Source organism: Phormidium pseudopriestleyi FRX01 (genome assembly GCF_017313335.1).
GTDB classification, from domain to species: Bacteria; Cyanobacteriota; Cyanobacteriia; order Cyanobacteriales; family Laspinemataceae; genus Laspinema; species Laspinema pseudopriestleyi.
In genome coordinates, this window is sequence record NZ_JAFLQW010000234.1 from 1 (window position 1) to 13151 (window position 13151).

The following is a 13151-nucleotide window of genomic DNA, read 5'->3' on the forward strand; positions in this document are numbered from 1 at the left end:
CATCAGGGAAACGAGTTAAGAGGGGGTTGTATCAGTCAGGAAACGGCTCAGTGGTAACGTGCAGACTTAAATGGCGCTGCAAACATCCTTAGAAAAGTAGCCAGTAAGTTAGGCATTGACCTAAACCAACTGGGTAGACGGGCTTTGACGACCGTAGCGAGAATAAGACTTTGGGTTTTGCCTAAAGCTGTTCTGTCCGCAGAATCTCAGTCTATGAAAGAGCTGAGAGTGTCAAACTATGCTCTTCTGCTAGCGGTAAGGAGAGTAACCCAGGATAACCAAGGCAAGAAAACGGCGGGTGTGGATGGAGTAAAATCCCTGAAACCCAATCAACGCCTGGAACTTGTCAAAGACATTGGGAAACAAACCAAAGCCAAAACTCTCAGACGGGTATGGATTCCAAAACCGGGACGGGACGAAAAACGCCCCCTGGGTATCCCGACCATCAGAGACAGAGCCGAGCAAGCCTTGGTTAAACAAGCCCTAGAACCCTATTGGGAGGCAAGGTTTGAAGGAAAGAGCTATGGGTTCCGTCCCGGACGCTCTGCCCACGACGCAATTGGCAGGATATATCAATCCATTAACAAGGGTGAATACCTAGTACGGGATGCAGATATAGCCAAATGTTTCGACAAAATTAACCATGATTACCTGCTGTCCAAATTAAACTGTCCGACTCAAATCCGCAAGAAAATAAGACAATGCTTAAAAGCGGGAGTGTTGGATAGTGGCGTATTTGAGGACACCAAAACAGGGACACCACAAGGAGGGGTAATAAGTCCACTCCTAGCCAACATTGCATTGGATGGAATGGCTAGGTATATTAAAGAACTGTACCCAAGAAAAAAGGGACAGGCCGTTAAAGCTACCTTAATCAGATATGCCGATGATTTCGTGGTAATATCACCAAGCCTAGAAATCATTGAACAATACAAGATTGCCATCGACAACTGGTTAAAACCTGCGGGACTAGAGCTAAAACCTGAAAAGACCAGAATATGCCACACACTAAGAGAAATCGAAGTAAATGGCGAAAAGTCAGAAGCAGGATTTGACTTTTTAGGGTTCAACATCAGGCAATACTCTGTAGGTAAATACAAATCTGGTAAAACCGGAAGACCTGCCAGTAGACTGATTGGGCATAAAACCCACATCAAGCCGAGTCTTAAGGCAATTAAAGCCCACAGTGAAACGCTCAAAGGGGTGATAAAAGCTCACAAAACAGCGCCCCAAGATGCCCTGATAAGTAAACTAAACCCAATCATTAGAGGATGGAGTAACTACTATTCAGGGGTAGTTTCAATGGAAACCTTCAACCAGATAGACCACAACGTTTGGCAACAACTGAGGGCATGGACAGAATCAAGATGCGGAAAAGCAAGCCATGAGAATCTTAGGAAATATTTCCATAAGGGAACGGTTAAAATCGGGAACGGAAAGGAAAGAAATGAGAGTTGGCTGTTCCAGGCAAAAGATGGAACGCGACTGTGGAAGCACAGCTACACTCAAATAACGAGGCACATCGTGGTAAGGCCAGAAGCATCGCCGTATGATGGAGAATGGAATTATTGGTCAACCAGAAGAGGAACAGCCAGAGGGGTTCCGACACGAGTAGCGAAACTGCTGAAGAAGCTTCAAGGTCGGTGTAAGCACTGCGGACAATATTTCGCAAGTGAAGATTTGGCGGAAGTAGACCACATCAAACCACTTTCAATGGGTGGAAAAGATGAATACAAAAACCTATAATTACTACACCGCCACTGTCACGATGAAAAGACTGCCAGAGACGACATGGAAAGTCAAAGCCGTACCAATGATAACGGGCATTTAGACTAGGAGCCGGGTGAGGTGAAAGTCTCATGCAGGGTTCTCAATGGGAGGGGAAGGAGGTGACTCCATTCTCGACCCATAATCTAAGGCAGCAAGATTATTTAAGACGTAAGGATTCAGGTCAAAAAAATGCGTACCCTATGAGACCGAGTAATCAGGGGTCAGCATCCATGAAATATTGGCGTTCTCTAACGTGAGCCATAAATTAAGTCAAACGGAAATAACCCGAAGTTATCATCGGAAAAAAAGGGATAAAAATCTATATTTAAGAGCGATCGTCAGATAACATTTACCCCAATCGGAGGTGATGTCGGGACTGTTTGAATCAGAGTGGGGTAAGGTAATCCTGGATGAGCTATCGCCGAAAGTGCTTCTTTTAAAAACTGCATGAAGGAGCGTCCCTGAAATCGACAGGTTTGAACCACACTCAACAATTTTGCTGTCTTCTCAAATCTTGACATAGACCGAGAACCCGCACTCAATTTACGTTTAGTCACGGCTAATCGTAAAGCTCTTTGAAGCTAAATTATTATCTGGAGGAATGGACGGATGCTCTAGGAAGTACCACCATTGTTCGGCTTTTTCTTTTAAATTACGCAGCAGTTTTCCGGCCTCGTAACCCGCTTTCGGCAACCATTCGCTTAGGGCTACCTCCACCCTCAACCTAAACTCCGTCGCCCAGGTCTGGTATGAAGAATTATCCCCATTTTCGCGCCAGAGACGATGTTGCCGAAACGCTTCATCTACCAAAGAAAGGAATGTCTCCCCAATGGTAACTTGAACCTGGCTGCCAAATTTAATCAATTTCTGGATATGGCGTCTCAGATGTGCCAGACATTTTTGTTGGGCTGCCACAGGATACCCGTTATATACACTGAAATCATCACTAACGAGTACCCCGCCCTTATTGTTTACCTAATAAGGTGGATAGTTCGACTCGGCCTCGGGTATCCGCTGCATGGAATAGGCAAAAATTCGGATGGGTAGCCACCCATAACCACTCTTTAACGCCTTTAACTAGGGCTGGCTTTTAAAAAGCGAAACGCTTACTATTCAAGGCTTTTAGAAGTATTGCCAGGACACAAAAGACAGGAAAAAGAGGTAAAATTGGAAATTGTTGTGCATTATTCAAGGGAAAATGTATCGAAAATCACAAAATGCCCTGGGGCCAGAACAAGCCTTTGAACTTCCCTTTGAGGGCCAGCTGTGTGAAGAAAATCGTTGGGTAGTTCTGTCGAAGCTAATTCCGTGGTCCGAATTCGAGTCAGAATATGCCCAAAATTTCTCTGAAGAAATGGGAGCGCCAGCCAAACCTTTTAGGATGGCACTGGCCGCTTTAATCATCAAAGAGAAATTGAGAATCAGTGACCGAGAAACTGTTGAACAAATCCAGGAAAACCCATACTTACAGTATTTTATTGGACAAAATAGCTATCAGAACGAAGCGCCCTTTGACCCTTCAATGATGGTTCATTTTCGGCAAAGAATTAGTCAGACTTTGCTTCAAAAAATCAATCGCAGAATTGTCCAAAAAAGTCTAGGATTCAATCCGGAGGACTCCAGCACAAAAAAGTTAGAAGAAGCCGAAAAACCCAAAGGAAATAGAGGTCAGCTATTAATCGATGCAACGGGAGAACCTGCCGATATCAAATACCCCACGGATGTGGACCTGTTAAATAAAGCGAAAGAAACTACCGAACTTATCATAGACCTATTATATAAATCTCTGAAGGATAACCTAAACAAAAAACCAAGAACTTACAGAAAAAATGCCAGAAAAGATTATTTAAAATTCGCTAAAAAGAGGAATTCATCTGGAAAAGAAAGGAGAGACGCCGTTAAAAAATAACTGCAATATATCAAACGAAATTTGGGACATATTGAGAAGTTAATCGAGAAAAGAGCCAGCCTAGAACTCTTAAGCAGAAGGCAATACAGGAATTTATTGGTCTCAAGCGAAATTTATCGTCAACAGCATTGGATGTGGTCAAATAATCAAAAAAGAATCGAACATCGGATTGTCAGTTTAACACAACCTCATGTCCGTCCAATCGTCAGAGGCAAATCAGGAAGTCCTACAGAATTCGGAGCGAAGTTATCAGTCAGTTGTGTAGAAGGATATGTGTTACTCGAAAAAATTAGCTGGGAAAACTATAATGAAAGTGGAGATTTTATTAGTCAAGTAGAAGCTTACAAAGAATATACCGGATTTTACCCGGAATCGGTTCACGCCGATAAAATTTATCGCACCCGAGTTAATCGAGCTTGGTGTAAAGAAAGAGGAATTAGACTCAGTGGTCCTCCTTTAGGGAGACCTCCGGCCCAAGTCAGCCTTCAAGCTAAAAAACAAGCACAAGAAGACGAGCGCATTCGCAACGAAATTGAAGGAAAATTTGGACAGGGCAAAAGAAGATTCAGTCTGAATCGAGTCATGTCTAAACTATCTAATACTTCTATTTCTTCCATTACTCTTACGTTTTTAGTCCTCAACCTGGTGAAACTGCTCAGGCAGTTTTACTGTCTTTTTTTGTTTCAATTTTTCCAAACTCTTATAATTTTATCCCCAAACATTAATTTTAGCTATGAATTGAAGAATCGAAGTAAAGCCTTGTTTATTTGGGGAGGAAGAGGGGCCTCTTGTTGATTTCCCACCCCCTGCTTTTTATAACTTTTTCAGCAAACCCTAAATATTGGCTACTCGAATATTGTGACCCAACACAAGTTCTTTATTTGGCGATTGATAGAACTCAATGGGCGGCCACAATTTTTTTAATGATTGCCTTAATTTGGGATAAGCGGGCTATCCCTTTATATTTCATCATGTTGCCCAAAAAAGGCCGCAGTAATTTAGCCTCACAGCAAGCGGCACTAGAGAAGGTTTCTCCTTTGATAAAAGAATATAAAACTGTAGTATTAGGAGATCGGGAATTTTGTTCGGTAAAACTCGCAAAATGCCTCGGTGAGCAGAATCTGTATTTTTGTTTAAGGTTGAAAAAGACTGAATATGTTCAACATGAATCTTTGATATGGACTGAATTAAAAAATTTAGGATTAGCTCCAGGAATGTCGAGTTTTATGAAAGGGGTTAAACTCACTAAAGCCCAGGGATTTGCCGGGGCTAATTTGGCCGCAAAATGGAAAAGAAAATATCGAGGGGTTTCGGTAAAGGAAGGGGGGTTTATTGTGACTAATTTAAAAAATTTAGACGCGGCTATAAATACTTATAAGCAAAGATTTGATATAGAAGAAATGTTTCGAGACGGTAAGACTGGCGGCTATAACATTGAAGAGTCTAAGGTTTCCCCCTCCCGCCTACAAGCCTTTATGGTACTAATCACTTTAGCCTATTCAATCACCACTCTTTCTGGATATAAATTCAAAAAAATGGGAGTCCAAAAATATGTGGCTCCCCCTAAAGAAAGTAACCGAGCTTATCGACGATATAGGACCTTTCAAGTAGGAGTGCGAGGAGAAAATTGGGTTAATTTCATAAATTCTTGTCACCAGGAAATTCAGGAATATGTTAGTTTGCATCAAAATCATCGCTCAAATTATCAATCGGGTCAAAGAGCTGCAAGTCTTATCATTAAAGAATTGTAGCTACTCTGTCACCCCTTCAGATCGCTGTCGCATTCGGTCATTGCATAGCCCTCGGAACTTGACTACCCTCCGAAGGCTGTCCCTGAATATGGTAAATCAAGAAACCACTCTCAAGCGTAGCTTACGGCAGAAAAGGAAGCGGGCCGCGATGGATAATGATTACATGATGCTTATTCTCAAATCCTTGTGTCAAGACTAATTGAGATATTTTACCCCGGGAGAATACCTAATCCCAGAATACTCTCCTTTAACTCTATAAGTTTTGGTTGTCAAGTACAATTTATACCAAATTAGATGAGCTTACCCTGCTTAACGGCTGTTTGTTTGTATCAATAACTAATGCGTAATTTGACATTTCTATCTCTCCATTTCTGGGTAATGTTAGCTTTGACAATGTTAGAGGTCGGTACTATCTTAAAGACACTGGATTAACCCAATAAACCTGTTTAATCTTTAAGTTTTAGTAGCTCCAGACTAGCTACGCATCCGATGGCTGTGAACTTGAACACTTGCCTCTAACGTAGTGAATCAACACACCTGAGTCTGGTAAACATTAGGCTTTATTGCCCACGCTGTACTGTACTCAGTCAGCGTTGGGTAGTTTACTTGATCTAGAAATGTTTGGGAATCTGGCACCGCCCCTCTCCCCAACGGTTTGCCCGGATTCATCAGATCCCTACCTCTGCGGCAGTCTCCTCTCCCGATCCATCAACCCAGATTCCCCAACCTTTGCCGGTTACACCGGATGCTGAAACAGGGTTTCCAGATACACTCTAGCCGCTTGGTGATAGTTTTTCGAGGCTAACGGGGTCCGGTTATCCCCATTTTGTAACAAAAACAGAGACAGGGCCGCAGCAAACACCCGGTCTTGATCCCAGTCGGGGTGAGAGTCTAAATACCCTTTAAGAGATTGATGCAGTTCTTCTGGAATTTCTGCAAGGATGCTGACGTTTGCGTTCATTCTGGAAACCTCCGTGCGCGTTCCGCGTAGCTGTTGACGTTTTACCAATCCCCACCCGCTTTGATTAAAGCCGGTGTTACTCCCTCGTTCAAGCTTAAAGCCCTTGGATAAGAATGCTGGCTGCTTATTTTAAAAAGCTGCAATGACGAGAAACACTTTTATTTAGGTTGGCGGTTTCATTGTGCGCTCAGAAGGGGTGGAGTTGTCAACGTTGCGAAATGTTAAGATTTTCGGGTTAGGTCCCTCTGGGTCACGAGAGAATAAGGGTTTCAGCTATTTATTGTTACACAACTTTACAAAATTTCCGCAACCGATCGCCCTCAGTCATTTTTTGACCTTAATCCCCAGTTCAACCAAAACACGAGAACTCGAAGGCGATCGCCTGGGGAAAACTCTAGCTAACCTGTGGAAAACCCCAGATAACCTGTGGAAATCTTTGTGGAATCTGTGGGGAAAACCAGCCGAAAAAATAAGAATTGCAAAATTTTAGCAATGTGAAGGAAGTTAGAAATTGGTAACTGAAAATTATCAACCTTCACATTACAGAGTTAGTGATTAAAAATCAAGTGATTATTAACTGTTTATTTTCTCGTCAAATTTTCATCGGGAGTTCTGTCTAGGCATTGCTTAGATGGCAGAATCATCCAAGGTTCTTTGTCCCGGCCAATCATCCCATTCCTGACTTAAAGCCCCTTTAACCCCATCTCCGCGTGACCCGTTCCATTTTTCAGCGCGCCAGCACTTAGGGCCAGGATTGTTAAGTTCTACTAACTTTGCTTGACGCCTAAAAATCATATCTGTAACAATTGTTACAGACAAAAATCTTACATAACCCATTGAGGTACCCCTAAGATCTAGCTTTTGGATCCAGGGTGACCTTGATCATAAAAAGGCAAAAAATTATGAAACTCGATCTAGTTAAACAAGAATTGGAAAAACTTTATTTGCGATCGCCCGACTGGATCCCCACATCCCAGGGGGAAATCATTTGCCACGAACCGGAACCAAACACCTGGGTGCAGTTATTAGAACAACCCAGCGAATACAGTGCCAATCAAGCCTTACTCTTATGTAAATGCGGCGATCACCAGTGGGTAGCCTGGGTCCCAGAACATGGTGAGGTGATCTTGCATGAAGGCCAATTTTACTGACTCTGAATAGGATAGATTGGGGAGATTGGGGAGAAACGACAGCAAGTCGTTACTACAAAAAATCGTTACTAATTCCTCCTCCCTATCCTCCCTATCTTCCTTATCCTCTCCATCTCCCGTTACCACATCCCCGAAGCGAGTCCATAATGCACCAATAACCAACTCAACCCGGTTCCCACACCGACGCCTAATATAGCAACCGCTACATGACGAGCGATCGCACCTATCCCATCGTTTTTCCGTTGAATTTCCTGTTTGGCGGTACTGCTTAAAACCAATCCCGTCACGCCAACTTCCGCCAATTTACCCGCCATTCCCGTAGCAACTCCGATCGCCACAAAAGACAGCCCAAAAATTAACACCGGCAGTAACACCACCATCCGTTTAAAGCCTGCCTTAAATAGCTCTAATACCCCAATGCCAATGCCTCCCATTGCCATTGCTGCTACAATTACCCCTAATAATTTCCGTTCCGGATGCTCCAACCAGGCAATATCGACTTGGGTAAAAGACCATAAACCTAAGCCGACTAAACTCGGCGCAACCAGCCATTTTCGCGAAAATTCAGCTACCTGCTCGATCGCCGGGTCCTGAATCTTATCGGCAAACCCTCTACCGGATAAAACGACCAAGGGAACTGCGATCGCCACCGCCACATAAGGGGACAGAAAAATCAACGGAATGGCTACACTGGTTCCAAACAGGATAACTGGGAACGGCACTGCAATTTTTTGTTTCCAGTTAGCGATTTTTCCCGGTTCTGGACCTACCAATTCTGAGGGAACTTCGCGAGGAGAAACCGATAGCGAAAGCGGAATGATTTGGGTTTTATTCGCCGTATTCGCGTGGAGTAAAAAATTTCGAGTGTAATCTTGACTGACGACTAAATTGGTAGTATCAATTTTAATTTCAAATTCAGTTTCATTCCCCTGAAACTTTGCCGGTTTTATAGAGACCCAATCCGGCTTTGTCTTGGGATTATTCGAGTCGGGAGCAATTTCCCAGCGTCCGGCTAGGACTGTATCTTCTACCGGATTTTTGATCGTGAGGGTTTGGGTGAGGGTTTCTCCTGTTTGGGCGTGTAATTTCAGCCGAGTTTGGCTAAATTCCGCTTCTGGTAACAGGCGGCAAACCGAAATGGGAGTCAGGGCTTCTAAAGCCGCTGCCGCATGAGAAAAGCGATCGCCACTATTGGGTTCCACCATTTTCTGTAACCAGTGAATAAACTCATCACTGAGATGGGGAACTAACTCCGCAAAATTGAGGCGATAGCTACTATCAATTAAGCGGTTAATTTCGCTAGAATCCGTTTGGGTGAGCAAACAAATCAGGGTCACTCCTAACCCATACAAATCAGACGCTTCCGTGAGTCTGAGATTGAGTAATTGCTCCGGTGGCATAAATCCGGGTGTTCCTGAAACCACACTGCTTTGAGCCACCTCACCCCCACCGATGCGGGCAAATCCAAAATCAATCAGGTAAATAATATCGGTGCGATCGCCCATTAAAATATTTTCCGGTTTGATATCGCGGTGAATCACCCCGGGAACCCGGTTTTGCAGATAAACCAAAATTTCCAAAACCGCCAAAGCCATCTGTTTAATTTTCTCCGGGTCCAGCCGCCGAAAAACAGCTAAAGATTGGGCATTTTTATAGTCATGAACCAGACAAAATCCCTCATGGGTTTCAAAAGAATCCAGATAGCGAGGAATCCCGGGGTGACTCAGACCCTGCAACACTTTAATTTCCCGTTCATGGGCTTTATAGGCGGACCAATCTGCACCGGGTTTGGCAAACTGAAATTGTTTGATCACCACAGGTTTTTGAGTTTTCAGATGGGTTGCCAAATAGGTCGAACGACCCCCGGCATAGTTATGACCCAAACTCTGAAGCACTTGATATCCATGACTAGAACAGTCCGGGAACTGTTGCGGATTAGAACCAGAGGTAAGGGTTGGACTCGACCCCTGGGGGTTCTGGGAAGGGTTATCCTTCCCCTTGAGGAGGGAGAAGAGACTTCCGTTTCCGGAATGTTGTCCTGCTTCCTCCACTCCCAATAGGGTTCTATTTCCGGCAACCCGTTGGGAGAGTTGTTGTAACCAGGTTTTCACGACTTTTTCGGCCATCACTTTAACTTAAGCAGCGATCCCTTTCTATTGTAGGGGATTGCTTTCCCCACCTGGGTAAAATAGGGTAAAATTCCCCAGGAGATTGGGAATAATGGCCCGAAGGCAAGATTTGTCATGTCAGGCGACAGTCACTGTCTATTGCTGATGATGATTCTATTCTTGATATTACCTTGGAAAAAGCCAAGGCTTTATTTGAATTAGGAGAGTTATAAGCGGGAAATAAATGTTACAATTATATCCTAAAATATTATTTCAATAACAATGATTATCTGTATATATATTAGTCCTAAATTCGTTATAGAATTAGCCCTTTCCCTTTCTGGAAGAGGGGTTGGGGGTGAGGGCATGAATCAATTTAAGATTGCTATATAAGTTAATCTATGCCAAAAAATAGCCCGCTTGTGCGGGCTTAGGAAGGGGAATTTACCTGTTTTTTGAAGCTGGTGGTTTAACGTCTCATGTAATTTCTTAAGCGACCCCTGATATCCCGCGCTGTGCTAGAATTATCGCTGGCAACGGCGATCGCAGCTATCAGTTCTCGTCCACTTTCAATGCACATAATTTTCGCTTCCAAGTCGCGGGTGTCGCCCTGGACGAATTCATTATCCTGGACTTCCACATTATCCAACCCGGAGGATTTCATGGCTTCAACCGCTTGTTGCACACATCCGTCCCGGTTTGTCTCATTCATGCGGACCCAAGTCAAGCGCAAATTTTGGTCCGCTAACGAGGGTGTGGACCAAAACAGAAGACTCAAGCCTACGGTGGTGGCGATGGTTTTTTGAAGGGGTTTCATCATAAAAACTCAGGTTAAAGTGTCCAAGTAACTATAACGCTTTTTGGCATTTTAAGTTCCTCCAAGGGGAGAAAAAAAGAGGGGATTCCACAGAAGGTCATGATGCCGAAAAAGACGGCGGCGGCGGGGTAATTTTTAAATGCCAACTCGTTGGCGGGATTTAGGATTAGATTGCATCCCCAATGGGGAATGAAAGTGGAGAAAATTTAAAGACGGGTGATTGATTTTAAATCCTATAAAACTACCCTCATTGAGACATTTATTTTGGGGAAAAAGAGGGCAGTCTGCTAGTTTGTTTTTTTGACCGTTCGGTCGGAAATTTCTACCGCTTTATGATAGGCGCGATCATAACAATCCCCTGCTTCTAAATAGCGATTTAATCTCGACCAAGCAATGCCTTCCATTTCCAGAATATGAGGGGAACCCATGCTATTGGGACAGAGGGCAAGGGCTTGTTTATAGGCAAAGATTGATTCTTCGTAGCGTTCAATGGTAAAGAACAATGCGCCTAAGCCATTCCAGGCTTGATAACGGGAGATTGGGTTGGCGCTGACTTCTAGGGCCTTGCGATCAGAGGCGATCGCCTCGTCATAGCGGTGTAAGCGTTTGAGGACCTCCCCCCGTTGCTGCCATGCATAGCAGGCTGTGGGTTTTTGGAGTAAAGCCAATTCATAAGCGGCGATCGCTTCGAGATATGCTTTTGCTACCTGCAAGCGATCGCCTGACCGCTTCCAATATTCATAATTCTGTCCACCCTCTTGATGTTCTGTTGAAGAACTCTCCTGGTGATTTAACAGGGCCTGATGCCTGTTCGAGTTAGTTAGATTGATCTCAGGTAACTCATGAAACGGTTGTTCTTGCATTGGAATCTCCTAACCGATCAATTCATGGAAAGGGGTCCTTTCTATGAGTGAAAACCCACTCAGAATCCCTTCGATACCTACCGCAACGTTTCAGGGTTGAGATAGAGTCGGTTTGCTAGACCTGTTGTTCCTTAAAATAACTCACTTTATCCTTATGTCAGGATTTCTTAGTAAATTTTTTAGACTTAACCCCATTTTTGTTATATTACTTAACTTTAGTTCACCCTAATTCATGAACCTATCTTCACAAACTCCACCCGTTTCCAGTCCATCCTAAGCGGGACTCAATTTTCGGTTCGTATCTAATTTTGATGACATCCAAGGGGCAGGTTTCCGCTACAATCAGGAAACTGTTAGGGTTGCTCATGGCCAAACCCCAGATGCCAAGCGGCCAGTCAGACCGGCCAAAACCCAGGAAACCTCCCGGGGCGATCGCCCCTCAAGGCTGAATGGGTATCGCGATCGCCTCCATCTCAACCCGAAATGGCCCAAAGAGCGGCGATCGCTTCCAACCCAGGGTTCCGAATTGTAAAGTGATGTTGCGAATCTTTCAAAAATCTTTAAAAATCTATTAAAACAGAAACAGCATATTACTCTGAATCTTAAATCTATAGTTTTCGAGGAAACCCATTAATGAATAACCTGAAAAAATACAAATTGGTCTGCACCCTGACCTTTGGAGATATCTACGGACAAATCATCATTTGGTTGATCGTGATTTTCCTGAGTTTAGCCTCCGCCCTCGCCTTGTGGAGTACCGCCCGTCAAATCTTCGCCCTCGCTACAGTGGGTTTAATCGTCGTTCTCTCCCTGCCCTTTCTCCTGTTTGCCTTCGTCACCACCTTGCTCAATCACATCGAACTCAAGCCAGTCGAGATCACTGCACAACCGGCTGAATCAAGTCCTAGAACTGCACCCAACTCGAACCCCGCCCAGGCAGCCAGTTAGCACAACCCAGAGACAATCCGACTGCTTAACCTTAAAATCTTTAATGCTGCCCTGTTCATCCTCAAGCGCGAATCCGCCATCGACTGAGCGATTCTAAAAAATTCCCTACCGTTGAGGAGGGAATTTTTTTTGAGTGAGAAGATAGATCCAGAACCGATCCAGAACACCTTTAGATCCTACGAAAGCGAAGAGAACCATGATAGAACATGACGTTATTATCGTCGGGGGCGGACTTGCCGGGTGTCGCGCCGCAGTGGAAATTGGGCGCATCAATCCCAGCATTGATGTTGCCGTAGTCGCCAAAACCCATCCCATTCGGTCCCATTCCGTGGCCGCCCAAGGGGGAATCGCCGCCACCCTCAAAAACGTAGATTCCACCGATAGCTGGGAGGCCCATGCCTTTGATACGGTCAAAGGGTCTGACTATTTAGCCGACCAAGATGCGGTAGAACTGCTCACCAAAGAAGCCCCCGATGTGGTCATCGACCTCGAACATATGGGCGTCCTCTTCTCTCGCTTACCCGATGGGCGGATTGCTCAACGGGCCTTCGGGGGCCATTCCCATAACCGCACCTGCTACGCCGCAGATAAAACGGGTCATGCCATGTTGCACGAACTGGTGAATAATCTGCGCCGCTATGGGGTCCAGGTTTATGAAGAATGGTACGTCATGCGGTTGATTTTGGAAGAGGGACAAGCCAAGGGATTGGTGATGTACCATATTCTTGATGGTCGCCTGGAAGTGGTGCGCGCCAAAGTGGTGATGTTTGCTACCGGAGGATATGGACGGGTGTTTAATACCACCTCCAATGACTTTGCCTCTACTGGGGACGGGTTAGCGATGTCTGCGATCGCGGGGGTGCCGTTACAAGA

At 44.6% G+C, this 13151-nt stretch carries 10 protein-coding genes and 2 pseudogenes; 7 read left to right on the forward strand and 5 right to left on the reverse strand.

The window, feature by feature from the left end; genetic code table 11:
- Positions 1–213 precede the first annotated feature (213 nt).
- Positions 214–1746 (forward strand): group II intron reverse transcriptase/maturase, encoded by a 1533-nt coding sequence (ltrA, locus tag J0895_RS08560; RefSeq protein ID WP_207087687.1) that lies wholly within the window; start codon positions 214–216, stop codon positions 1744–1746.
- A 362-nt stretch (positions 1747–2108) separates the two neighbouring features.
- Here ltrA and J0895_RS25785 read toward each other — a convergent pair.
- A pseudogene (locus J0895_RS25785) lies at positions 2109–2857 on the reverse strand (IS66 family transposase); the annotation flags it as partial.
- A gap of 111 nt (positions 2858–2968) precedes the next feature.
- Here J0895_RS25785 and J0895_RS08570 point away from each other — a divergent pair.
- Both J0895_RS08570 and J0895_RS08575 read left to right on the forward strand, forming a co-directional pair.
- Positions 2969–4474: pseudogene (locus tag J0895_RS08570) on the forward strand (IS5 family transposase).
- A complete protein-coding gene (locus J0895_RS08575) occupies positions 4468–5430 on the forward strand; it encodes an IS4 family transposase (protein ID WP_207087688.1) in 963 nt (320 codons plus the stop codon). The pseudogene J0895_RS08570 and the gene J0895_RS08575 overlap by 7 nt, the downstream one beginning before the upstream one ends.
- Positions 5431–6166: 736 nt before the next feature.
- Here the strand turns inward: J0895_RS08575 and J0895_RS08580 are convergent.
- On the reverse strand, positions 6167–6391 hold the full coding sequence (locus J0895_RS08580; protein ID WP_207087689.1) for a DUF2811 domain-containing protein: 225 nt from the start codon (positions 6389–6391) through the stop codon (positions 6167–6169).
- A 181-nt stretch (positions 6392–6572) separates the two neighbouring features.
- On the opposite strand from J0895_RS08580, the gene J0895_RS08585 reads away from it, so the two are divergent.
- Together J0895_RS08585 and J0895_RS08590 are read left to right on the forward strand one after the other, a co-directional pair.
- A complete protein-coding gene (locus J0895_RS08585; protein WP_207087690.1) occupies positions 6573–6881 on the forward strand; it encodes a hypothetical protein in 309 nt (102 codons plus the stop codon).
- A 412-nt stretch (positions 6882–7293) separates the two neighbouring features.
- On the forward strand, positions 7294–7542 hold the full coding sequence (locus tag J0895_RS08590) for a hypothetical protein (protein ID WP_207087691.1): 249 nt from the start codon (positions 7294–7296) through the stop codon (positions 7540–7542).
- Positions 7543–7661: 119 nt separating this feature from the next.
- Here the strand turns inward: J0895_RS08590 and J0895_RS08595 are convergent, their stop codons facing one another.
- The 3 genes from J0895_RS08595 to J0895_RS08605 form a co-directional block, all read right to left on the reverse strand.
- Positions 7662–9668 carry a serine/threonine protein kinase gene (locus tag J0895_RS08595; protein ID WP_207087692.1) on the reverse strand — a complete coding sequence of 669 codons (2007 nt, stop codon included), beginning with the start codon at positions 9666–9668 and terminating at the stop codon, positions 7662–7664.
- Between the two features lie 451 nt (positions 9669–10119).
- Positions 10120–10470, reverse strand: coding sequence for a hypothetical protein (locus J0895_RS08600; protein WP_207087693.1), 351 nt, complete (start codon positions 10468–10470; stop codon positions 10120–10122).
- Positions 10471–10754: 284 nt separating this feature from the next.
- Entirely contained in the window at positions 10755–11330 is a 576-nt protein-coding gene (locus J0895_RS08605) for a tetratricopeptide repeat protein (protein ID WP_207087694.1), read from the reverse strand.
- A gap of 633 nt (positions 11331–11963) precedes the next feature.
- Here J0895_RS08605 and J0895_RS08610 point away from each other — a divergent pair.
- Positions 11964–12278 carry a hypothetical protein gene (locus J0895_RS08610; RefSeq protein ID WP_207087695.1) on the forward strand — a complete coding sequence of 105 codons (315 nt, stop codon included), beginning with the start codon at positions 11964–11966 and terminating at the stop codon, positions 12276–12278.
- A gap of 196 nt (positions 12279–12474) precedes the next feature.
- Positions 12475–13151: FAD-binding protein (locus J0895_RS08615; RefSeq protein WP_207087696.1), on the forward strand; the 677-nt coding region annotated here is incomplete at its 3' end.

Bases quoted from the DNA above. Each gene is read 5' to 3' on its own strand.
- ltrA (WP_207087687.1), top strand. From the start codon at position 214: ATGAAAGAGCTGAGAGTGTCAAACTATGCTCTTCTGCTAGCGGTAAGG.
- J0895_RS08580 (WP_207087689.1), bottom strand. From the start codon at position 6,391: ATGAACGCAAACGTCAGCATCCTTGCAGAAATTCCAGAAGAACTGCAT.
- J0895_RS08590 (WP_207087691.1), top strand. From the start codon at position 7,294: ATGAAACTCGATCTAGTTAAACAAGAATTGGAAAAACTTTATTTGCGA.
- J0895_RS08595 (WP_207087692.1), bottom strand. From the start codon at position 9,668: ATGGCCGAAAAAGTCGTGAAAACCTGGTTACAACAACTCTCCCAACGG.
- J0895_RS08600 (WP_207087693.1), bottom strand. From the start codon at position 10,470: ATGATGAAACCCCTTCAAAAAACCATCGCCACCACCGTAGGCTTGAGT.
- J0895_RS08605 (WP_207087694.1), bottom strand. From the start codon at position 11,330: ATGCAAGAACAACCGTTTCATGAGTTACCTGAGATCAATCTAACTAAC.
- J0895_RS08610 (WP_207087695.1), top strand. From the start codon at position 11,964: ATGAATAACCTGAAAAAATACAAATTGGTCTGCACCCTGACCTTTGGA.